The sequence below is a fragment of the Geodermatophilus sp. SYSU D00758 genome, assembly GCF_054049955.1.
This window is the reverse complement of record NZ_JBJGYK010000001.1, coordinates 253684-274860: the sequence shown is the minus strand read 5'-3', so window position 1 is coordinate 274860 and position 21177 is coordinate 253684. Positions and strand designations below refer to the sequence as shown.

Sequence of the window (21177 nt, the reverse complement as noted above, 5' to 3'; positions counted from 1 at the left end):
CGGGAGGAGGTTCGCGGGGAGCGCTTGCGTTCCGCTGGGGCCTCGCTGGGAGGCGACTGAGCGGCTCGGCCCCGGCTGCGCGTCCGCCCGCGGGTACGCCCGGCGGGTCCCGCTGCGGTTCCGGCGGCGGTGCGCGCTCCGCCACGCCTCCGGCCCCGTCGAGACGTGGACGACCGAGCGATCCCGGGCGGCACGCACGCCGACCTGGACACCCGCTCCCCGGCGCCCCAGCATGCCCCTGACCAGGGCGTTTGTGTCGTACCCCTCCCCTACGGTGGGCGTGTCGGCAGGTCGACCGGTGGCATCGCGGAGGAGGGAGGGCAGGGTGTCCGAGCTGCGTTCCGCCCTCGACGAGCTGACCGGTCTCGACCTCGACCGGCTGGGCGACGAACCGCTGCTGGAGCTCGTCGGCGAGCTGGTGACCGCGGCGAACCGGGTGGCCGCCGCCCTCACCACCGCGGTGCGCGCGGCCGACCGCCGCGAGGCCCACCGCCGCGACGGCGCGGTGTCGATGCGGGCCTGGCTGCGCGGGCAGTGCCGGTTGGCGCCGGCCGACGCCTCCGCGATCGTGTCCACCGGCCGGCGCCTGGAGGGCATGCCGGCCGTCTCCGCCGCCTTCGCCGCCGGCGAGATCACCGCCGTCCACGCCCGGGTGATCACCAAGGCCATGACCCCGCGCCGGGTCGCCAAGGCCGCCGAAGCCGGTGTCGACCACGCCGTCACCGACCGCATCCTGGCCGAGCTCGCCGGCCAGACCGGCCCCGACGAGACAGCCCAGGGCGTGGCCCGCTGGGTGGCCGGCGTCGACCCCGACGGCACCCTCGACGACGCGGCCGACACCCGCCGCCGGCTCACCCTCGCCGCCGGCACGGACGGGCGGGTCCACCTGCGCGGTGAGCTCGACGCGGTCGGCGGGGAGTTCGTGCGCACCGCGCTGACCGCCCTCATGAACGGCGACCGCCCGGCCGGTGACCTGCGCGGGTACGCCGAGCGGCGGGCCGACGCCCTGGTGGCGCTGGCCCGCGGTGCGCTCGACGGCGGTGCGCTGCCCGCGGTGCGCGGCGAACGGGCGCACGTGCGCGTCAGCATCGACTGGCAGGCCCTGTGCGCGGCCCGCGGCGCCCCTGGCGTGGCCGGCGGCGATCTCGGCTGGGCCGGTCCGATCACCCCGGAGACGGCCCGCCGGCTGGCCTGCGACGCGCAGGTGGTCCGCATCATCACCGGGCCCGACGGGCTCCCCCTCGATGTCGGCCGCGCGCAGCGCACCGCCACCGCCGCCATCCGCCGCGCCGTCGAGCTGCGCGACGGCCACTGCGTCTTCGCCGGCTGCGACGCCCTGCCCGAGTGGTGCGACGTGCACCACGTCGTCCACTGGGCGTTCGGCGGGCCGACCACCTGCGACAACGGCGCCCTGCTCTGCGAACGCCACCACACCGCCTGCCACGAGGGCGGCTTCAACGTCAGCCGTGACCCCGGCACCAGCACCTGGCACACCTGGCGGCCCGACGGCAGCGAGGTCCGGCCGCCGCTCCCGCACCTCCGGATCTGACGGAGGGCCCGCCGCCCATGCGATCGGGTGACCTGTCCACAGGGGTCCGTGCCCGAAGCGCCGGCTCTCCGTAGTCTCCCCGCGACCAGGTGGGCGGCACGGGGGTGGGACGACGTGACTCTGCGCGGCACGCGGCGGTGGGCCGCCTGCCTCCTGGTGGGCTCGGCACTGCTCGGCGGCTGCTCGGACGAGCGACCGGCCAGCGGGACGCTGCCCGAGGCGAGCCCCTCCACGCCGACCACCGAGGCGGCGCTCGAGCCGCTCGGACCCGCGGACCTCCCCATGCCGGCAGAGGCGCGCACCCAGGACGCCGCCGGGGCGCAGGCCTTCGTGCGGTACTACATCGCGCTCATCAACCGGACGTCGACGGTGATGGACGCCGCCCCTCTCCGCGAGTTCAGCAGCGGGTGCCGTGATTGTGAGCGGATTGCATCAGCAGTCGAAGGTGACGCCGAGGCCGGCTATAGCTACTCCGGCGGGCAGGTATCCATAATTGACCTGGGCGAACCGCTCCTGCGGTCAGCTACAGCAGAGATAGCTATGCGCGCCAACATAGCAGCGCTCTCGGTTCACGCCCCCGACGGGACAGTAGCCGAAGAATTGAGCAGCCGTGCCTACACTAACTTGTCAGGAGGGGCAGCGCTCTCCTGGGATAGCGCCCGAGCTTCTTGGCTCATGAGGACGTTGACTCTCGAGTGAGCCGGCTACTTGTCGCACTTCTATTATTGGGATGGGTACTAATGCCCTCCCGTCCGGCGTTCGCCGCCGAGGAGTGCAACAGACGATTTTGCCCTATCGTTGAACACTCGACCGGAGCGATAACCGCTGCTTACGTTGAGGTGTCAAACGGTACTTCCTGGGTTGCCTCCAATGCCTCTCCCGCCGCACATCCGTACACGTACCGACTGTTGACGCCATGCGAGGTGGACACGGCCGCCGGTGGCGTGTGCCGCCCGGATGACGACGCACTGTGCGAGTCGCCCCCGGGCCAGATCATTCTCGTCATGGTGGTCGAACGGCAACGGCTGGTCCTACCCGACGGGACGACGACCGACGGGTTCGATCCCAGCGGCATGGCACCCGGATCACCCGTTGGACCCTGGCTGCCGCTGGCGCGCGCCTGCGTGGACATCACGGCGCTGAACCCGCCCCCATCGCCCGGCGAGGTCTACCGCTACTTCCAGACCCTGCCGCTGCCCGAACTCGTCACACAGCAGCAGCCCCCCGGCGACGCCCTCGTCGGCCTGCCGGTGATCTTCTACACCGACAGCCCGACCACCCAGACCTTCACCGTCGACATCCGCGGCTTCACCGTCGACATCGTCGCCACGGCCAGTTCCTTCGCCTGGCACACCGGCGACGGCACCGTCCTCACCACCGCCGACCCCGGCGCGCCCTACCCGGCCCACACCGTGACCCACGACTACGCCAGCGGCAGCTACACGGCCTCGTTGACCACGACGTGGAGCGGCACCTTCAGCGTCGACGGCGGCGCGAGCGCCGACGTCCCGGGCACCACGACCACCGACGGCCCACCGGTCACCTTCGACGTGCTGGAGGCCCGCCCGGTGCTCACCAACCCGCACGACTGAAACCGCACCGATCAGTCCGGGCCTCTCGGGGCGTCCACCTTCCCGGGAGAGGAGACCGCCGATGAGGAAGATCGTCCTGCACACGTCCATCTCGCTCGACGGGTTCTTCGAGGGCCCGGACGGCGACATCGGGTGGCACCGGGTCGACGACGAGCTGCACAGCCACTTCAACGAGGAGCTCGCCGCGATGAGCGCGTTCCTCGAGGGACGGCGCACCTACCAGCTGATGGAGGCCTTCTGGCCCACGGCCGACGCCGACCCGGCCGCCACCGGCCCGATGGCGGAGTTCGCCGACATCTGGCGACGGACGCCCAAGCTCGTCTTTTCCCGGACCCTCGACCAGGTCGGGCCGAACGCGGAGCTGCTCCGGGAGGTCGACGCCGACCGGATCCGGGAGCTGGCCGCGCAGCCGGGCGGCGACATGGCGCTCGGCGGCGCCGACCTCGCCGCGGAGTTCCGCCGGCTCGACCTGGTCGACGAGTACCGGCTCTACGTCCACCCCGTGCTGCTCGGGAGGGGCCGCCCCCTGTTCGGCGAGGCGGACCGGCCTGCGGGCCTCCGGCTGGTCGAGACCCGCACCTTCGGCAACGGCGTCGTCCAGCTGCGCCACGCCCGGGAGGCCGGCTGACCGGGCCGGGGTCAGGAGGCCACGGTCTCCCGGCTGCCGGTCGAGAGCGCCCGCTGCGCCGCGGCCAGCACGGCCACCACGTCGCGGCCGAACCCGACGTCGCAGGCGTGCGTGCCGCCGGTCATCGCGGCGGCCGCCAGCTCGTCCACGGCGACCGAGAGCGCCGCCGTGGCCGCGTCGGTCTGCGGGAGCAGCACCAGCCGGCCGGCGTCACCGTGCACGAAGAACTCGATGCCGGTCGACATCTCCGCGACCGTGTGCGACAGCGTCACCGTCGAGGCGACCCCGCGGGGGTGCTGCAGCAGCAGGTGCACCGTGTCGCCCAGCCCGGCGGAGGCCTGCACCGCCTCGACCGGCCCCAGCGCCGGCACCAGCAGCGACAACGCGTGCGGCCCGATGTCCCACAGCGCGCCGTGCTGCCGTCGCCAGGCCGAGTCGAACGGGCTGCCGGCCAGCGCGCTCAGCCACGAGCCGGCACCGCCGGCCAGCCGGGTCCGCCCCGCCTGCGCCAGCCACGTCTGGGTGGCCGTCTGGAACCGGAAGGTGAAGAACACCACCGAGGCGACCCCGGCGTCGCGCACCGCGGCGACCACCCGGTCGGCGTCCGCGGGGGTCAGCGCGATCGGCTTCTCCAGCAGCAGGTGCTTGCCCGCCGCGGCGGCCCGCTCGGCCAGCCCCACCTGCACGTCCGGCGGGACGGCGACCGCCACGGCGTCGACCACGTCGAGCAGCGCGTCGAGGTCGTCGTAGCCGGGGACGTCGAACTCCGCACCGACCGCCTCGGCCTTGGCGAGGTCACGCCCCCACACCCCGGCCAGGGACGCGGTCGGGTGCTCGGCCAGCGCCGCGGCGTGCACGTGCTGGGCCCAGTAGCCGGTGCCGAGCACCCCGAACCGCACGGTCAGACCGCCCCGAACTGGCGGTCGCCGGCGTCCCCGAGGCCCGGCACGATGTACGCCTTCTCGTTGAGCCCCTCGTCGACCGAGGCGGTGAACACCCGCAGCGGCAGCCCGCTCTCCTCGAGCCGGCGCAGCCCCTCGGGTGCAGCCAGCGCGCAGAGCACGGTGATCGCCGTGGCGCCGCGGGAGGTCAGCAACCCGCAGCAGTGCACCAGCGAGCCGCCGGTGGCCAGCATCGGGTCGAGCACGAACACGTGCCGGTCGACCAGCGTCTCCGGCAGGGAGGCCATGTACGCCTCGGGCTGGAAGGTCTCCTCGTTGCGGGCCAGCCCGACGAAGCCCATCTGCGACTCCGGCAGCATCCCGTGCGCGGTGTCGGCCATCCCGAGACCGGCGCGCAGCACCGGCACGATCAGCGGCGGCGCGGCCAGCCGGTAGCCGGTCGTCGCGGTCACCGGGGTGGTGATCGGCTCCTCGGCGACCTCGAGGTCGCGGGTGGCCTCGTAGACCAGCATCTGCGTCAGCTCGCGCAACGCCGCGCGGAAGGCCGCGTTGTCGGTCCGCTCGTCCCGCATGCGGGTCAGTCGGGCGCGGGCCAGCGGGTGGTCGACGACGGTCAGCTTCACGGCGCACACCGTAGCCGCCGGCCGCCCGGTGATCAGGGCCCGAGCCGGGCACCCACGCGTCTGACCCCCGGGCCGTGCACCTCCACCGCCGCGAGGGGGCGGCCGGTCGCCAGGAGCAGGAGGTCACCGGCGCACCCGCGGACCTCGTGCCCCTCCCCGGCGTCCCAGTCCCCGTCGGTGGCGACCAGCCGCAGCCCGCGGAACCTGCGCTCCGGCCGGCCGTAGAAGACGTCGCGCCACACGTGCCGCAGCCCGGCGACGGCGAGGTCCGGCGGCGTGGGGAACGCGCGCCCCAGGGGACGGACGACGTCCTGCGCGTGGACGAGGACGTCGACCAGCGGGTCCCAGGGGCTGGAGATCCCGAGGCGCCGGTCGGCGTCCGCGGTCTCGCGGAGCTGCGCCACCAGGGCCGCCGGGGGGAAGGCGGCCGCCCGCTCCTGCGCCCAGCGGGCGTCGGCCCGCTCGAAGCTGCCGCCCGCCCGCACGACGCGCAGCAGCGTGGCCGCCGTCGACTGGCGGGTGGAGAGGCTGAGGTGCGCGAGCACCTCCTGGACGGTCCAGGCCGGGCACAGCGACCGGACCGCCCACTCCCGGACGTGCAGGTCGTCCAGGAGGTCCGCGAGGGCCCGCCGCTGGGCGGCCACCTCGGGGAGCATGCGGACGCGGGGTCGGCTCACGGGTCCTCCACCGGGGCGCGCGGGAACGGGCACTGCTGAGGACCCCGCCGCGGCGGGGGACTCATCGCTCCGCAGGGGGAAGCGCCGACGGGCCCGGCCCGGTGCAGGGGAGAATGCGGGCATGACCCACCTGCTCGATCCCCGGGCGGCGGCCGCGGACGCCGCGCCACGGCGGGAACCCCCGGCGCCGTTCGGCGACGTGACCCGGTCCGAGGCCGCCTTCCGGGCCTTCCTGCACGGGCTGCCGGGCGTCGACCAGGTCGGCGCCGAGGCCCGGGTGGGCGTGCTGGGCACCCGCTCGATCAAGACCACCGCGAAGGCGTGGGCGATCGACACCGCGATCTCGATGGTCGACCTGACCACCCTCGAGGGCGCCGACACCCCCGGCAAGGTGCGCAGCCTGGCGGCCAAGGCCCGGCAGCCCGACCCGACCGACCCGTCGACGCCGCGGGTGGCGGCCGTCTGCGTCTACGGCGACCTCGCCGGGGTCGCGAAGGAGGCCCTGGCCGGGACCGGCATCCACGTCGCCGCCGTCGCCACCGCCTTCCCGAGCGGGCGGGCCAGCCGGGCGGTCAAGCTCGCCGACGTGCGGGACGCCGTCGCCAACGGCGCCGACGAGATCGACATGGTCATCGACCGCGGCGCCTTCCTCGCCGGCCGGTACCTCGACGTCCACGACGAGATCGTCGCGGTGAAGGAGGCCTGCGGAGAGGCACACCTCAAGGTCATCCTCGAGACCGGCGAGCTGGTCACCCTCGACAACGTCCGCCGCGCCTCCTGGCTGGCGATGCTGGCCGGCGGCGACTTCATCAAGACCTCCACCGGCAAGATCTCCCCCGCCGCGACCCTGCCGGTCTGCCTGGTGATGATGGAGGCGGTCCGCGACTTCCACGCCGCCACCGGCCGCCGGGTGGGCGTCAAACCCGCCGGCGGCATCCGCACGACGAAGGACGCCGTCAAGCACCTCGTCCTCGTCAACGAGGTCGCCGGGCCCGACTGGCTCTCCCCCGACCGGTTCCGCATCGGCGCCTCCAGCCTGCTCAACGACCTGCTCCTGCAGCGGCAGAAGCTCCGCACCGGCCACTACTCCGGCCCCGACCACGTGAGCGTCGACTGATGACCGTCTTCGAGTACGCCCCCGCGCCCGAGTCGCGCTCGATCGTCGACATCGCGCCGTCCTACGGCCTGTTCGTCGACGGTGAGCTCGTCGACGGCACCGGCGAGGCGATGAAGACGGTGAACCCGGCCACCGAGGAGGTCCTCTCCGAGGTCGCGGTCGGCACCGAGGCCGACGTCGACCGCGCCGTGCGGGCCGCCCGGCGCGCGTTCACCCGCACCTGGGGGCCGATGCGCCCGGCCGACCGCGGCAAGTACCTGTTCCGCATCGCCCGGCTGCTGCAGGAGCGGGCCCGGGAGTTCGCCGTCCTGGAGTCGCTGGACAACGGCAAGCCGATCCGCGAGTCCCGGGACGTCGACGTCCCCCTCGCCGCGGCGCACTTCTTCTACCACGCCGGCTGGGCCGACAAGCTGGACTGGGCCGGCCTCGGACCCGGCCCCAAGCCGCTGGGCGTGGCCGGTCAGGTCATCCCGTGGAACTTCCCGCTGCTGATGCTCGCGTGGAAGGTCGCCCCGGCGCTGGCCACCGGCAACACCGTCGTCCTCAAGCCGGCCGAGACCACCCCGCTGACCGCGCTGCTGTTCGCCGAGGTCTGCCGGCAGGCCGACCTGCCGCCCGGCGTGGTGAACATCGTGACCGGCGCCGGCGACACCGGCCGGGCCGTCGTCGAGCACGCGGACGTCGACAAGGTCGCGTTCACCGGGTCGACCGAGGTCGGCCGCTCGATCGCGCGGGCCGTCGCCGGCACCCGCAAGAAGCTGACGCTCGAGCTCGGCGGCAAGGCGGCCAACATCGTCTTCGACGACGCCCCGGTCGACCAGGCCGTCGAGGGGATCGTCCAGGGGATCTTCTTCAACCAGGGCCACGTGTGCTGCGCCGGCTCCCGGCTGCTGGTGCAGGAGGACGTGCACGACGAGGTCGTCGCGCGCCTGCAGCGGCGGATCGGCACCCTGCGGCTGGGCGACCCGCTGGACAAGAACACCGACATCGGGGCCATCAACTCCGCCGAGCAGCTGGCCCGGATCCGCGAGCTGTCCGAGATCGGGGAGGCGGAGGGCGCGCAGCGCTGGCAGCCGGCGTGCGCGCTGCCCGACCGCGGGTTCTGGTTCCGGCCGACCGTCTTCACCGAGGTCTCCCCCGCCCACCGCATCGCCCGCGACGAGGTCTTCGGCCCGGTGCTCTCGGTGCTCACCTTCCGGACGCCCGACGAGGCGGTCGCCAAGGCCAACAACACGACCTACGGGTTGTCGGCCGGCATCTGGACGGAGAAGGGGTCGCGGATCCTCGCGATCACCGACCGGCTGCGCGCCGGGGTGGTCTGGGCCAACACGTTCAACAAGTTCGACCCGACGTCGCCCTTCGGCGGCTACAAGCAGTCCGGCTACGGCCGCGAGGGCGGCCGGCAGGGGCTGGCCGCGTACCTGAGGGGTGCCGACCAGTGAGTGAGCATCGCAGCGAGCGCCGGCGAGCGAGGAGCGCAGCGTTCGGCCGAGCGGAGCGAGGGAGTGTGACGGACCGGTGAGCTCCGACCGTCTCGCCGTCCGCAAGACCTACAAGCTGTACGTGAACGGGGCCTTCCCCCGCTCGGAGTCCGGCCGCACCTACGCGGTGACCGACGCCAAGGGCCACTTCCTCGCCAACGCCGCGCGCGCCAGCCGCAAGGACGCCCGGGACGCCGTCGTCGCCGCCCGCGCCGCCTTCGGCAAGTGGTCCGGCGCCACCGCCTACAACCGCGGCCAGGTGCTCTACCGGGTGGCCGAGGTGATGGAGGGCCGGCACGTCCAGTTCTGCGAGGAGGTCGCCGCGGGCGAGGGCCTGTCGTCGTCCCGGGCGCGGGCCGCCGTGGACGCCGCCATCGACCGCTGGGTCTGGTACGCGGGCTGGACCGACAAGCTGGCCGCCGTGCTCGGCGGGACCAACCCGATCGCCGGTCCCTACTTCGGCTTCTCGACGCCCGAGCCGACCGGGGTGGTCGCCGTCCTGGCGCCGCAGCGCTCGTCGCTGCTGGGCCTGGTCAGCGTGCTGGCGCCGGTGCTGGCCGGTGGCAACACCGCCGTCGTCGTCACGTCCGAGGAGCGGCCGCTGCCCGCCGTGACCCTCGCTGAGGTGCTGGCCACCAGCGACGTCCCGGGCGGGGTGGTCAACCTGCTCACCGGGGACGCCGCGGAGCTCGGCCCCTGGCTGGCCGAGCACGACGACGTCGACGCCATCGACCTCACCGGCGCGCCCGCCGGCCAGGCCATGGAGCTCGAGCGCCTCGCGGCCGGGAGCATCAAGCGGGTGGTGCGCCCGCCGGCCGAGGAGCCGGACTGGACCGCCGACCCGGGCACCTCCCGCCTGACCCCCTTCCTCGAGACCAAGTCGGTGTGGCATCCGATGGGCGTCTGACGGCCCCTCCCCTCCTCAGCGCCGGCGCGGCCGGTCCCCCTGCCGGTCGCGGGCGTGCAGCAGGAGGGCCGCGGTGGTGGCCACCACGAGGTCGTCGTGCGACGCCGGGTCGTCGACCGGCCGGCCCAGCACGGTCGCGATGCGGCGCAACCGCTGGTGCAGCGACTGGCGCTGGACGTGCAGCGCCGCCGCGGTGCGGGTCCGGTTGCCGCCGTGGCGCAGGTGCACCGCCAGGGTGTGCACCAGGTCGCTGCCCTTCGCGGCGTCCCAGGCGACCAGGGGGGCCAGCGCGTCGTCGACGAGCCGCCCCAGGGCCCGGTCGTCGAGCCGGCCGAGCAGCTGGGCGAGCGTGAGCTCCCGGGTCAGCACCGTGCCCCGGCCGAGCAGGGTCGCGGTGGGCAGCGCGGCGTGGGCCTGGCGCAGCGAGTGGCCGGCCTCGGCCAGCGGCACGGCGGGGCCCACGGTGGTGACCGCGCCCTCCGCCGGGAGCCGCCCCGCCAGCCACCCGGCGGGGTCGCTGCGGTCCGGGGCCGCCGGGACGGCGACCAGCCCCAGCGCCTCCCCGCGCACCCGGTCGGCCAGCAGCTCCAGACTGCAGCCGTGCGCCGTCCGCGCCCAGCCGGCCAGCACCTGCCGGGGGTCGGGGGCCGAGGCCGCCAGCCCGACCACCCGCGCGGCCGGCGGCGGGTGGAAGTCGCCGAGCCCCGCCCGCAGCAGCAGCTCCCGCGTCCCGGGCACCGTGTCGGCGAGGAGGTCGGTGAGCAGCGCCGCGGCCGGGTCCCCGGAGGACCCGGTGCCGGCGCGGGCCACGGCGACCGCGGCGAGCTTGGCCACCCGTGCCGCCAGGAGGTCCAGCCCGGCGTCGTCGGTGCGGGAGCCCGCCCCCAGCAGCACCGCCCCCCAGTCGACGTCCCACGGCCGGACGACGGCGCTGGCGGCCGGCCGGCGCAGCAGGCGGTCCGTGGCCCGCTGGTCGCGGGCCCCGGCGGCGGCGACCACCTGCCCCGACCGGGTCACCAGCGCGACCGGGCCGCCGGTCGCCGCCGCGACGCAGGACACCAGGGCCGGGGTGCCGCCCCCCGCGGCCAGCGCGTCGTGCACCTCGTCGACGACCGCGTCGACCATCCGCAGCCGCCGGGCGTCGGCGTGCAGGATCGCCCCGTTGGCCTCCTCGCAGATGCGGATGAACGGGACGACCCGGCGCAGGACGTAGAGCGGGAGCCGGGCCCGCTGCGCCTCGTCGGACACCTCCTCGGGTAGCTGCGGGAGCGACCGGCCCAGCTCCAGGCAGACCGCCGCGACCCCGCGGCCGGCCAGCTCCCGCACCCAGTGCCGGCGGGCCCCGGCGTCCACGCCGGCCAGCCCCAGGCCGGTGGTCAGCAGCAGGTCCCCGGCCGACAGCAGCGGGCCGATCTCGTAGATCTCGCTGGAGTGCACCCAGCGGACCGCCGCCCCGGCGGCCTCCGGCGCCACCGCGACCCCCGGGTCGGCGTCCCGGACGGCGGGCAGCGCGAGGAACTCCTCGAGGGTCAGCGCCACCCCGTACCCCCTGACACGACGTCGCGGATCGCGGCGCCGATCGTCGCCACCGCGGCCATTGTGACCGGGCCGCGCCCTCCCCCAGCCTCGGTCCGTCGTCCCGGCACCGGCCGGGACCCGGGAGAGGGGAGGCGGGGATGACGGTCCCGCTGGACGAGGCGACGGCGCGGTCCTGGCTCGCGCTCGCCGTCGAGGAGGCGCGCGCCGGGCGCGACGAGGGCGGCATCCCGATCGGGGCCGTGCTCGTCGGCCGCGACGGGGCGGTGCTCGGTCGCGGCCACAACCGCCGGGTGCAGGACGGCGACCCGTCCGTGCACGGGGAGACGGCCGCGTTCCGGGACGCCGGGCGGCAGCGTTCCTACCGCGGCACGACGATGGTCACCACCCTCTCGCCGTGCTGGTACTGCAGCGGCCTGGTCCGCCAGTTCGGCATCTCCCGGCTGGTCGTCGGCGAGGCCCGGACCTTCTCCGGGGGCCACGACTGGCTGGCCGAGCACGGCGTCGAGGTCGTCGTGCTGGACGACCCCGGCTGCGCCGGGATGATGGCGGAGTTCATCGCCGGGCACCCGGACCTCTGGTTCGAGGACATCGGCGAGGACGACGGGGCGGAGGTCGGGGCATGAGCAGCACCCCGGTCCCCGACGAGGCGGTCCGCGCCGCCGGGGCGGTCGACCCCGACTACCCGATCGACCCCGTCCCGGCTCACGCCCGGCGGTCGCTGTTCTCGCTGGCCGTCGTCCTGCTGGGGTTCACCTTCTTCACCCCCACGATGCTGGCCGGCGCGCAGGTGGGCACGGCCTTCCCGCTCGGGCCCCTGGTCGGCGTGCTGCTGCTCGGCAGCGCCGTGCTGGGCGGCTACGTCGCGGTGATCGGTGCGATCGGCGCCCGCACCGGCCTGACCACGGTGATGATGTGCCGCTACACCCTCGGCACCCGCGGCTCGAAGCTGGCCTCGCTGCTGCTCGGCGGCACGCAGGTCGGCTGGTACGGGGTCACCGTGGCGACCCTGGCCGGCCTCACCGCGAGCGCGCTGGGCTGGGAGGGCGACGGCGCCGAGATCGCGCTGATGGTCGTCGGCGGCGCGGTCATGGGCGTCACCGCGTACTACGGCTACAAGGGCATGTACGCGCTGTCGCTGGTGTCGGTCCCGCTGATGCTGGTGCTCGCCGGCTGGGTCACCTGGCGGTCCCTGGAGGAGGTGGGCGGCTGGTCCGGCCTGGCCGCCATCGAGCCCACCGGGTCCATGACGGTCGCGCTCGCCGTCACCGTCATCGTCGGCACCTTCGCCTCGGGCGGCACCCAGGCGCCCAACTGGACCCGGTTCGCCCGCACCCCGGGCGCGGGGTTCTGGGCCTGCCTGGTCGCCTTCCTGATCGGTGAGCTGCTCATGCTGGGCTTCGGCGCCATCGGGGCGCTGTCGTTCGGCGAGGGGGACTTCGTCCTCGTCCTCTACCAGCTCGGCCTCGTCGGCTGGGGGCTGGTCTTCCTCGTGGCGAACCTGTGGACCACGAACGACAACACCGCCTACAACTTCGGCGTCGCCGGGGCCGAGATCGCCGACTCCCGGTCGAAGAAGCCCTTCGTCGTCGGCGGCGTCGTCCTGGGCACCCTGCTCGCGGTCACCGGGATCTACGACAACCTCATCGGCTACCTCAGCTGGCTCGGCGTGCTGATCCCGCCGCTCGGCGGCGTGATCATCGGCGACTTCCTGGCCCGCTGGCGCGGGGGGATGGCCCGGGCCGCGGCCGAGCTGCCGGGCGTCGAGTGGCGCAACGTGGGGGTGTACGCCGTCGCCGCGTTCGCCGCCTGGTGGAGCAACGAGGCGCAGTGGTTCATCCCGCCGGTCATCGGGATCGCGGTCGCGATCGTCGGCGTCCTGGCCGTCCAGCGCGGTCGCCGTCCGGCGGGCGCCCCCGCCTGACCGCCCCGCCCCGCCCCCGGGGCGCGCGGGCCCGGGGGAACCCGGGGGCGCGTTCCCGGGGCGAGGCGGCAGGATGGGCTCCGTGGCCAGGCCCAGCATCGTGCCCATCGCACTCACCCTCGACGACCGCACCGGCTACACCCTGTGGGCACCGCCGTGGGAGGAGGACGGCGAGGAGTGGCAGGCCTTCCTCGGCACCTCGGAGGGCGAGCGGGCGCGGGTGCACCTCTTCCCGACCCCGGCGGCGCTCGCGGCGTTCTGCCGCCGCCGCACCGACCACGACCTCGCCGACCACCCGGTCTGGCCGGTGGTGGCGGGCCTCGGCGCGGCCGACCTGACCCCGGACGACGACCACCGCTACGACCTCGACGCGGTCTACGACGTCGCCGCCGAGGAGCCCGACCGCTGGGCGGTCGAGGAGCTGGCGGCCACCGTCGACATCGTCAGCCGGCTCGCCGAGTGCCTCGACACCGAGGACGAGGTCGACGAGGACGCCGAGGACGACACCGCCGACGAGGACGCCGACGGCGGGGAGACGGAGTTCGGCGCCCTCGCCGACCTGGTCGCCAAGCCGGAGATCGGCTCCCTCGGCCTCGGTCCGGAGGCGTTCGTCGGCCGCGCCGGCGAGGACGCCTGGCTGGGTGTGGGCTCGGCCCTCGACGACCTCTGGGAGGACGTCCTCGAGGAGCTCGACGCGCACCTGGACTGGACCGGTGGCGGCACCGTCACCCTCGCCGACTACCCGACGGCCGGGGAGGAGGACGAGGACGACGACGAGGACGGCGGCACACCGGAGGACGCCGACCAGCGGCCCGCCGGCGCCACCGCCGCCTCCCTGCCGGCGCGCCCGGCGGCGGTCGAGTCGGCCGGCAGGGCACCCGGCACGAGCGCCATCGCCCGCCCGGGCCGGATCAGCGCCGGCCCGGCCGAGGTGGCCGCCGCCGCGGAGTTCTGGGAGTCGGTCGGGATCCTGCCGGTGGAGCTGGTGGTCCCCGAGGGCGCCGGCCTGACGCTGCGCTGCTACGTCGACGACCGGGCGCGCTTCCTCGGCCGGGACGGCGAGGTGTTCCTCTTCCCCAGCCCCGAGGACCTCCGCCGGTTCTGCGCCGGGGACGAGGAGCACGACCTCACCGAGATCACCTCGTGGCCCGAGGTCGCCGACACCGAGACCCGCGCGCTCCCGGCCGAGCAGGACCGCTACGACCTCACCGAGCTGGCCGAGGTGCTCGCCGAGGTCGCCGACGGGGCGCCGGGCCTGGTCGACCACCGGGCGCTGGCCCAGCCGGTCGAGGGGGTCCGCGACGTCGCCGAGTACGCCCGGCTGGCCCGGGTCGAGCGCCTGCTGCAGCCCACCGAGCCGCTCGGGCGGGCGGCGCTGAGCGCGGAGAGCGAGCCCGACCGCGCCCTGCGCGCCGAGGAGGCGGCCACCCTGCGCCCGCTGTGGGACGAGGTCGTGACCGAGGTCAGCAGGACCCTGGTCTTCCGCGACTGAGCGGCCCCGCTCCCCCTCGCCGATCGCCTCCCGTTCCCCCTCCCGCGGTGATCATGGGGGTGTTGGCCGCGACGCGCGGTGGTCCGGCGTGTCCCGGGGCAGCAACCCCGTGATCACCGGCGGAGCGGGCCCTCGACGCGGCGGGGAGGCGGGCCTGGACGCGGCAGCGGCCGGCCCCGGGATCCCGGGACCGGCCGCTGCCGTGCGTCAGGTGTGCCGCGTCAGGTGCTCAGTCGGCGGAGGTGTGGCTGGGCCGCCGGCCCTGGCCGCGGTAGCCGCCGGGACGACGGTCCCCGCCGCCCCGCCGGTCGGCGCCGAACCGCTCGCCCTCCCGGCGGGGACGCTCGGGGCGCTCCCCCACCGGGCGCTCCCCGTCGCGGCGCGGCCGCTCGCCGTACGGCCGGCGCGGGCGGTCGCCGTCCCGGCGCGGCCGGCGGCCGCCGGGCCCACCGGAGGGCCGGCGGTGCTCGCGCGCGGGGCGCTGCACCGGCTCGACGTGCACGCCGCTGGCGACGAGCTCGGCGATCGGGGCGTCGCCCGGCCGGACCCGGCTGACCACCGGCTCGACCCGGGCCTGGCGGAACCGGCGCTTGGCCTGGCCCACCTGGTCGGGCAGGAGCAGGGAGACGACCACGCCGCCGGCACCGGCCCGCGCGGTGCGGCCCGAGCGGTGCAGGTAGGTCTTGTGGTCGGCCGGCGGGTCGTAGTGCAGCACCAGCGACACGTCGTCGACGTGGATGCCCCGGGCGGCCACGTCGGTGGCGACCAGCACCGGGCTGCGGGCGTCGGTGAACGCCTCCAGCGCCCGGCGGCGGGCCCCCTGCGGCAGGCCGCCGTGGATCGCCTCGGCCCGGATGCCGGCCGCCCGCAGGTTCTCGGTCAGCCGGTCCACGCCGAGCTGGGTGCGCGCGAAGACGATCGTGCGCCCCGGCCGCGCGGCCAGCTCCTGGGTCACCGGGACCTTGTCGCGGAAGGCCACGCTGTAGGCCAGGTGCTCGGCCGGCGGGGCGTCGTCCCCGGGGCGCTGCACCTCGTGGCGGGCGGGGTCGGTCAGGTAGCGGCGGACCAGCGTGTCGACCTCGCCGTCCAGCGTGGCCGAGAAGAGCAGCCGCTGCGCGTCGGGGCGGGTCTGGTCGAGCAGCTCCTGCACGACCGGCAGGAAGCCGAGGTCGGACATGAAGTCGGCCTCGTCGATGACGCTGACCTCGACATCGGCGAGGGTGGCCTCGCCCTGGCCGATCAGGTCCTGCAGCCGGCCGGGGGTGGCGACGACGACGTCGACGCCGCGGCGCAGCTGCGAGATCTGGCGGCCCATCGAGGCGCCGCCGTACACGGTGGCGAACTGGACGCCGATGGCCTGGCCGAGCGGGGCCAGGTTGTCGGAGACCTGCTGCGCCAGCTCGCGGGTGGGGACGAGCACCAGCGCACGCGGAGCGCGCGGGCCGCGGCGGGCCGTGAGGCCCAGGCGGGCGAGCATCGGCAGGCCGAAGGCGAGGGTCTTGCCCGACCCGGTGGCGGCCTTGCCGAGCACGTCGCGCCCGGCGAGGGCGTCGGGCAGCACGGAGGCCTGGATGGCGAACGGGTGGCGGATGCCGCGCCGCTCCAGCGCGGTCACCAGCAGCTGGGGCAGCCCCAGCTGGGCGAAGGTGGGGCCGGCCGGCTCGGGAGCGGCGGCGTCGGGGGCGGGGGTCTCGGGGGCGGTGGTCTCGGGGGCGGTGGTCCCGAGGTCGCTCTCGGGGGTGGTCTGGACGTCGACGAGGTCGGACGTGGTCATGCGGGTGTGGGACTCCGATGCTTCTCGGGCGCGTCCCGTGGTGGTGCGCGGACACCGTCGACCGGCGTCCTCACTGGCGATCACGACGTCAGGAGACGCTGCGGATCTGCACGGATGCGCTCATGCCCGGACGGACCGTCCGGGAGGATGGCCGGCGAGTGCCGGCCCACCCACCGTAGCAGCGCAGGTCACGCCGGGATTCCCGAGCGCGGGGTGGCCCCCGCCACGCCGGGGTCAGTCCCGGAGGGCGGCGTAGCCCGGGCGGATCACCTCGGTGAGCAGGCGCCGGCGCACCGACTCCTCGGCGAAGCCGACGGCGAGCGCGCGCTCGGTGACGGCCTGGACGTCGTCCCAGCCCCACCCGGCCGCCGCGGCCACGGCGGCCAGCTCGCCGGTCACCGTCACCCCGCTCATCAACCGGTTGTCGGTGTTCACCGTGACCGCGAACCCCAGCGCGTGCAGCCGGCCGACCGGGTGCTCGGCCAGCGAGGGGTAGGCGCCGGTCTGCACGTTCGACGACGGCGCCACCTCCAGCGGCACCCCGGCGTCCCGGACCCGCGCCGCGACCGGCCCGAGCGCTCCGTCCGGGCCCACCTCGTCGGCGATCCGCACCCCGTGGCCCAGCCGCTCGGCCCGGGCGCCGTCCAGGGCGGCCACGATGCTGTCGATGCCGGCCGCCTCGCCGGCGTGGACGGTGCGGTGCGCGCCGGCCGCGTCGAGCAGCGCGATCGCCGAGGGGTGCCGGTCGGGCGGGAACCCGGCCTCGGGGCCGGCGAGGTCGAAGCCGACCACCCCCGCGTCGCGGTAGCGGACGACGAGCCCGGCGACCTCGTCCCAGCGGTCCTCCTGGCGCATGGCGCACAGCAGGGTGCCGACGACGATCGGCTCCCCGGCGGCGGCCGCCTCCCGCGCGCCCTGCGCGTAGCCGTCGAGCATCGCCTCGACGACCTCCTCGATCGGCGTCCCGCCCGCGGTGGCGAGCTCGGGGGCCATGCGCACCTCGGCGTAGACGACCCCGTCGGCGGCGAGGTCCAGGGCGCACTCGCGGGCGACCCGGTGCACCGCCTCCGGGCGCTGCATGACCGCCACGGTGTGCGCGAACGTCTCCAGGTAGCGCTCCAGCGAGCCCGAGTCGGCGGCCTCCAGGAACCAGCGGGCCAGCTCGTCGGCGTCGTCGGCCGGCAGCCCGCGGTAGCCGAGGTCGTCGGCCAGCTCCAGCACCGTCTGCGGCCGCAGCCCGCCGTCGAGGTGGTCGTGCAGGAGGACCTTCGGTGCGGCGTGGAGGACGTCGGCGTCGAGCGGGATCACCGGGTCATCCTGCCCCGCCCCCGGGACGTCCGCGCCACAGCCCCCGGTGCCCCCGCCGTGTCACCGGTCCTGCACGTCACCGGTCCTGCCAGCGGAAGGTCAGCACGCACAGCACCAGCCCGGCGACGCACCACAGCCCGAGCACGAGGGCCACCCGGCCCAGCTCCCAGGACCCCGCCGGTTCCTGGGCGGCCAGCACGTCGGGCAGGAAGACCGACCGCAGGCCCTGGGCCATCCACTTCAGCGGGAACAGGGAGGCGATGGTCTGCATCCACGTCGGCACCTGGCTGAACTGGAAGAAGACGCCCGAGATGAACTGCAGGACCAGGGCGATCGGGGTGACCATGGCCGAGGCGGAGCGGCCGTTGCGGGCCAGGCTGGAGACCGCGATGCCCAGGAGCGTGCAGGCCGCGGCGCCGAGCGCGGCGACCCAGGCGAACGTCACCCAGTCGGCGCCCGAGGGCAGCGGGACGCCGTAGGCCAGCCGTCCCACCGCGAGCAGGATGACGACGATCAGGGCGGTCACCGCCAGGACCTGCACGACCTTGCCCACGAAGTACGCGCTCTTGGGCATGGGCGTGCCGGCGAGGTGCTTGAGCGTGCCGTCGGAGCGCTCGGTGGCGATGCTGATCGCCATGTTCTGCAGGCTCGCGCCGAGGATCCCGGCCGCGATGATGCCGGCCATGAAGTACTGGGTGAAGCTGACGCCGGCGCCGATGTCGTAGTCCAGCACCGCCCCGAAGACGCCGAGCAGGATCACCGGGAACAGCAGCGTGAACACCACCGACTCGCGCTGCCGGAAGAACTCCTTGAGCTCGACCGAGGCGCGGGACCGGTAGACGCGCGTCAGCGGTGGCAGTGCGACGTCGGTGCGGCTGGCGGTCGTGGTCACTGCTCGTGTCCGATCATCCGGAGGTAGACGTCCTCGAGGGTCGGCCGCGCCACGGCCAGGTCGGGCACCTCGCCGGGGAAGCGGGCGGCCAGCTCCTGCACGAAGGCGGTGGGGGTGGCCGTGTCGGTGGTGCGCCGGACGCCGTCCTCGGTCCAGCTGACCACCGCGGGGGCCTGGCCCCGCCCGCCCAGGGCCGCGGGCACGGCGACCTCGACCAGCCGGCCGCGGGCGATGACGCCCACCCGGTCGGCCAGCGCCTCGGCCTCGTCGAGGTAGTGGGTGGTCAGCAGCATCGTGGTGCCGAGGTCGCGCAGCGAGCGGATCAGCGACCAGAACTGCCGGCGCGCCTCGGGGTCGAAGCCGGTGGTCGGCTCGTCGAGGAACAGCAGGGTGGGGCGGCCGACGATGCCGAGGGCGACGTCGAGCCGGCGCCGCTGGCCGCCGGAGAGCGACCGGCCGCGGGCGTCGGCCTTCTCCGCCAGCCCGACCAGCTCCAGCACCTCGTCGGGGTCGCGCGGGTCGGCGTGGTAGGACGCCTCCGCCCGCACCAGCTCGCGGCAGGTCAGCTGGCTGTCCCCGGCGCCGGACTGCAGCACGATGCCCAACTGCGCCTTCCACCGCCGCGAGGCCTGCGCAGGGTCGGTGCCGAGCACCCGCACCTCACCGCCGTCGCGCCGGCGGAACCCCTCGCAGATCTCCACGGTCGTCGTCTTGCCGGCGCCGTTGGGGCCGAGCAGGGCGAAGATCTCCCCGCGGTGGATGTCGAGGTCGAGGCCGTCGACCGCGGTGGCCGGGCCGTAACGCTTCACCAGGCCGCGGATGGAGATCGCGGCGTCGGGGTCCGGCTCCCTCCCGGGTCCCGCCGCGGCCCCGTCCCGGGTCCCGCCCTGCGCCTGCGAAGGGTGGGGAGGACGGGGTCCTTTCCTGGTGGGGAGGAGGGAGTCCTTCTGCACGAGGACCCAGTGTGCTCCGTCGGCCTGGGGAGCCGGCGGCCCGGCCCCCGACGATCATGGCGCCGGAACCGCCCCGGACGCGCCGGAGGTGGTCCCGGCGCCCATGATCGCGGCGGACCTCAGGCGGTGATCCGGTCGAGCACCAGCGGGAGCGGCTCGTCCCCGGTGTCGACACCGACGGCACCCTCCAGCGCCTCCAGGGCCCGCGGGATGCGGTCGGCGTCGTGGGTGTGCAGCTCGAGCAGCGGCCGGCCGGCGGTGACCTGCTCCCCCACCCCCGCGGTCCAGACCACGCCCGCGGCCTCCGACACCGGGTCCTCCTTGCGGGACCGGCCGGCCCCGAGCCGCCAGGCCGCCACCCCGACCGCGTAGGCGTCCAGCCGGGTGAGGGTGCCGGTCGCCGGGGCGGTCACCACGTGCTTCTCGGGCGGCGTCGGCAGCGGCGCGTCCGGGTCCCCGCCCTGGGCGGCGATCATCCGCCGCCACACGTCCATCGCCCGGCCGTCGCGCAGCGCCTCGGCCGGGTCGACGTCGTCCCGCCCGGCGGCGGCGAGCATCTCCCGGGCCAGGGCCAGGGTGAGCTCGACGACGTCGGCCGGCCCGCCCCCGGCGAGCACCTGCACCGACTCGGCGACCTCGACGGCGTTGCCCGCGGCGCGGCCCAGGGGCCGGTCCATCGCGGTCACCAGCGCGACGGTGCGGACGCCGGCCGCCTCGCCGAGGCCGACCATCGTGCGGGCCAGCTCCCGCGAGGAGTCGACGTCCTTCATGAAGGCGCCCGACCCGGTCTTGACGTCGAGCACCAGCGCGTCGGCACCCTCGGCGATCTTCTTGCTCATGATCGAGCTGGCGATCAGCGGGATCGACTCCACCGTGCCGGTGACGTCACGCAGGGCGTAGAGCTTCTTGTCCGCGGGGGCCAGGTCGTTGCCGGCCGCGCAGACGACCGCGCCCACCTCGCGCAGCTGCCGGAGGTAGTCGGCCTCGCCCACGTCGGCCCGCCAGCCGGGGATCGCCTCCAGCTTGTCCAGCGTGCCGCCGGTGTGGCCCAGCCCGCGGCCCGACAGCTGCGGGACGGCCACCCCGCAGGCGGCGACGAGCGGCGCCAGCGGGAGGGTGATCTTGTCGCCGACCCCGCCGGTCGAGTGCTTGTCGGCCGTCGGCCGACCGAGCGACGAGAGGTCCTTGCGCACCCCCGAGTCGATCATCGCCTGGGTCCAGACGGCGAGCTCGGCCGGCGTCATCCCGCGGAAGAACACGGCCATGAGCAGGGCGCTGACCTGCTCGTCGGGGATCGTCCCGTCGGTGTAGGACCGGATCACCCAGCGGATCTGCTCGGGGGTCAGCTCGACGCCGTCCCGCTTGGCGCGGATGACGTCGATGGCGTCGACGCTCATGCCGGGACCTGCCCGGTCCCGCGCGCGGCCGCCGCGTCGAGGTCGTCGGGGCCGAAGGCGTCGGGCAGGACCTCGCGCATCGGCACGATGCCCAGCGACACGCTCTCGATGAGCATCTCGGCGCCCCCGTGCTCCCACAGCAGCTGCCGGCAGCGGCCGCAGGGCATGAGCGGCTGCCCGTCCCCGCCGACGCAGGCCACCGCGACCAGCCGCCCCCCGCCGGTGCGGGCGAGGTCGCTCACCATGCCGCACTCGGCGCACAGGCCCAGCCCGTACGAGGCGTTCTCGACGTTGCAGCCGGTGACGAGCCGGCCGTCGTCCACCAGCCCGGCCACCCCGACCGGGAACCTCGAGTACGGCGCGTAGGCGTGCGTCATCGCCTCCCGGGCCGCCGCCCGTAGCGCGTCCCAGTCGATCTCGGGCAC

20 protein-coding genes are annotated in these 21177 nt (G+C 75.4%); 10 read left to right on the top strand and 10 right to left on the bottom strand.

What is annotated here, in order from left to right; translation table 11 throughout:
- The first annotated feature begins 325 nt into the window (after positions 1-325).
- The 4 genes from ACI8AC_RS01430 (at position 326) to ACI8AC_RS01415 (ending at position 3769) form a co-directional block, all read left to right on the top strand.
- Complete coding sequence (locus ACI8AC_RS01430) at positions 326-1549, top strand: DUF222 domain-containing protein (protein WP_456894466.1); 1224 nt, start codon at positions 326-328, stop codon at positions 1547-1549.
- Between the two features lie 114 nt (positions 1550-1663).
- Positions 1664-2248, top strand: a complete 585-nt coding sequence (locus tag ACI8AC_RS01425; RefSeq protein WP_456894465.1) for a hypothetical protein — start codon at positions 1664-1666, stop codon at positions 2246-2248.
- Positions 2249-2553: 305 nt separating this feature from the next.
- Entirely contained in the window at positions 2554-3141 is a 588-nt protein-coding gene (locus tag ACI8AC_RS01420; protein ID WP_456894463.1) for a hypothetical protein, read from the top strand.
- Positions 3142-3202: 61 nt separating this feature from the next.
- Positions 3203-3769, top strand: a complete 567-nt coding sequence (locus ACI8AC_RS01415) for a dihydrofolate reductase family protein (RefSeq protein WP_456894462.1) — start codon at positions 3203-3205, stop codon at positions 3767-3769.
- A gap of 11 nt (positions 3770-3780) precedes the next feature.
- On the opposite strand, the gene ACI8AC_RS01410 is transcribed toward ACI8AC_RS01415, so the two are convergent.
- From ACI8AC_RS01410 to ACI8AC_RS01400, 3 genes are read right to left on the bottom strand one after another with little or no spacing between them, the layout of a single operon-like run.
- Positions 3781-4668, bottom strand: coding sequence for a Gfo/Idh/MocA family protein (locus ACI8AC_RS01410; RefSeq protein ID WP_456894460.1), 888 nt, complete (start codon positions 4666-4668; stop codon positions 3781-3783).
- Positions 4669-4670: 2 nt separating this feature from the next.
- Positions 4671-5294, bottom strand: coding sequence for a uracil phosphoribosyltransferase (upp, locus tag ACI8AC_RS01405; RefSeq protein ID WP_456894458.1), 624 nt, complete (start codon positions 5292-5294; stop codon positions 4671-4673).
- A gap of 32 nt (positions 5295-5326) precedes the next feature.
- Positions 5327-5971 (bottom strand): maleylpyruvate isomerase family mycothiol-dependent enzyme, encoded by a 645-nt coding sequence (locus ACI8AC_RS01400; RefSeq protein WP_456894456.1) that lies wholly within the window; start codon positions 5969-5971, stop codon positions 5327-5329.
- A 121-nt stretch (positions 5972-6092) separates the two neighbouring features.
- Here ACI8AC_RS01400 and deoC point away from each other — a divergent pair, with 121 nt between their 5' ends.
- From deoC to ACI8AC_RS01385, 3 genes are all read left to right on the top strand, one after another.
- Positions 6093-7088 (top strand): deoxyribose-phosphate aldolase, encoded by a 996-nt coding sequence (gene deoC / locus ACI8AC_RS01395; protein ID WP_456894454.1) that lies wholly within the window; start codon positions 6093-6095, stop codon positions 7086-7088.
- Positions 7088-8530 carry an aldehyde dehydrogenase family protein gene (locus ACI8AC_RS01390; RefSeq protein ID WP_456894452.1) on the top strand — a complete coding sequence of 481 codons (1443 nt, stop codon included), beginning with the start codon at positions 7088-7090 and terminating at the stop codon, positions 8528-8530. Before deoC ends, ACI8AC_RS01390 begins: the two co-directional genes overlap by 1 nt.
- Positions 8531-8606: 76 nt before the next feature.
- Positions 8607-9476 carry an aldehyde dehydrogenase family protein gene (locus tag ACI8AC_RS01385; RefSeq protein WP_456894451.1) on the top strand — a complete coding sequence of 290 codons (870 nt, stop codon included), beginning with the start codon at positions 8607-8609 and terminating at the stop codon, positions 9474-9476.
- A 15-nt stretch (positions 9477-9491) separates the two neighbouring features.
- Here the strand turns inward: ACI8AC_RS01385 and ACI8AC_RS01380 are convergent, their stop codons facing one another.
- Positions 9492-11015 (bottom strand): PucR family transcriptional regulator ligand-binding domain-containing protein, encoded by a 1524-nt coding sequence (locus ACI8AC_RS01380; protein ID WP_456894449.1) that lies wholly within the window; start codon positions 11013-11015, stop codon positions 9492-9494.
- A 137-nt stretch (positions 11016-11152) separates the two neighbouring features.
- On the opposite strand from ACI8AC_RS01380, the gene ACI8AC_RS01375 reads away from it, so the two are divergent.
- The 3 genes from ACI8AC_RS01375 to ACI8AC_RS01365 all read left to right on the top strand — a co-directional run bounded on the left by ACI8AC_RS01375 (position 11153) and on the right by ACI8AC_RS01365 (position 14428).
- The gene (locus ACI8AC_RS01375; protein WP_456894448.1) at positions 11153-11638 is read left to right on the top strand and encodes a nucleoside deaminase; all 486 of its coding nucleotides are present in this window, start codon (positions 11153-11155) and stop codon (positions 11636-11638) included.
- Complete coding sequence (gene codB, locus ACI8AC_RS01370; protein ID WP_456894447.1) at positions 11635-12936, top strand: cytosine permease; 1302 nt, start codon at positions 11635-11637, stop codon at positions 12934-12936. Before ACI8AC_RS01375 ends, codB begins: the two co-directional genes overlap by 4 nt.
- Before the next feature lie 82 nt (positions 12937-13018).
- Positions 13019-14428 (top strand): hypothetical protein, encoded by a 1410-nt coding sequence (locus tag ACI8AC_RS01365; protein ID WP_456894445.1) that lies wholly within the window; start codon positions 13019-13021, stop codon positions 14426-14428.
- A 229-nt stretch (positions 14429-14657) separates the two neighbouring features.
- Here the strand turns inward: ACI8AC_RS01365 and ACI8AC_RS01360 are convergent, their stop codons facing one another.
- From ACI8AC_RS01360 to ACI8AC_RS01335, 6 genes are all read right to left on the bottom strand, one after another.
- Complete coding sequence (locus ACI8AC_RS01360) at positions 14658-16202, bottom strand: DEAD/DEAH box helicase (RefSeq protein ID WP_456894443.1); 1545 nt, start codon at positions 16200-16202, stop codon at positions 14658-14660.
- Between the two features lie 234 nt (positions 16203-16436).
- Positions 16437-17510: an adenosine deaminase gene (locus ACI8AC_RS01355; RefSeq protein ID WP_456894442.1), complete on the bottom strand. Its 1074-nt coding sequence runs from the start codon at positions 17508-17510 to the stop codon at positions 16437-16439.
- 76 nt (positions 17511-17586) lie between these two features.
- Entirely contained in the window at positions 17587-18402 is an 816-nt protein-coding gene (locus ACI8AC_RS01350; RefSeq protein WP_456894440.1) for an ABC transporter permease, read from the bottom strand.
- Positions 18399-19211: an ABC transporter ATP-binding protein gene (locus tag ACI8AC_RS01345; protein ID WP_456894439.1), complete on the bottom strand. Its 813-nt coding sequence runs from the start codon at positions 19209-19211 to the stop codon at positions 18399-18401. Before ACI8AC_RS01345 ends, ACI8AC_RS01350 begins: the two co-directional genes overlap by 4 nt.
- 263 nt (positions 19212-19474) lie before the next feature.
- A complete protein-coding gene (locus tag ACI8AC_RS01340) occupies positions 19475-20752 on the bottom strand; it encodes a thymidine phosphorylase (RefSeq protein ID WP_456894437.1) in 1278 nt (425 codons plus the stop codon).
- On the bottom strand, positions 20749-21177 hold the full coding sequence (locus tag ACI8AC_RS01335; protein WP_456894436.1) for a cytidine deaminase: 429 nt from the start codon (positions 21175-21177) through the stop codon (positions 20749-20751). The genes ACI8AC_RS01340 and ACI8AC_RS01335 overlap by 4 nt, the downstream gene beginning before the upstream one ends.

Excerpts from the sequence above, each read along its gene's own strand:
- ACI8AC_RS01375 (WP_456894448.1), top strand. The coding sequence starts at position 11,153 with ATGACGGTCCCGCTGGACGAGGCGACGGCGCGGTCCTGGCTCGCGCTC.
- ACI8AC_RS01340 (WP_456894437.1), bottom strand. The coding sequence starts at position 20,752 with ATGAGCGTCGACGCCATCGACGTCATCCGCGCCAAGCGGGACGGCGTC.
- ACI8AC_RS01360 (WP_456894443.1), bottom strand. The coding sequence starts at position 16,202 with ATGACCACGTCCGACCTCGTCGACGTCCAGACCACCCCCGAGAGCGAC.
- deoC (WP_456894454.1), top strand. The coding sequence starts at position 6,093 with ATGACCCACCTGCTCGATCCCCGGGCGGCGGCCGCGGACGCCGCGCCA.
- ACI8AC_RS01390 (WP_456894452.1), top strand. The coding sequence starts at position 7,088 with ATGACCGTCTTCGAGTACGCCCCCGCGCCCGAGTCGCGCTCGATCGTC.
- ACI8AC_RS01420 (WP_456894463.1), top strand. The coding sequence starts at position 2,554 with ATGGTGGTCGAACGGCAACGGCTGGTCCTACCCGACGGGACGACGACC.
- codB (WP_456894447.1), top strand. The coding sequence starts at position 11,635 with ATGAGCAGCACCCCGGTCCCCGACGAGGCGGTCCGCGCCGCCGGGGCG.
- ACI8AC_RS01415 (WP_456894462.1), top strand. The coding sequence starts at position 3,203 with ATGAGGAAGATCGTCCTGCACACGTCCATCTCGCTCGACGGGTTCTTC.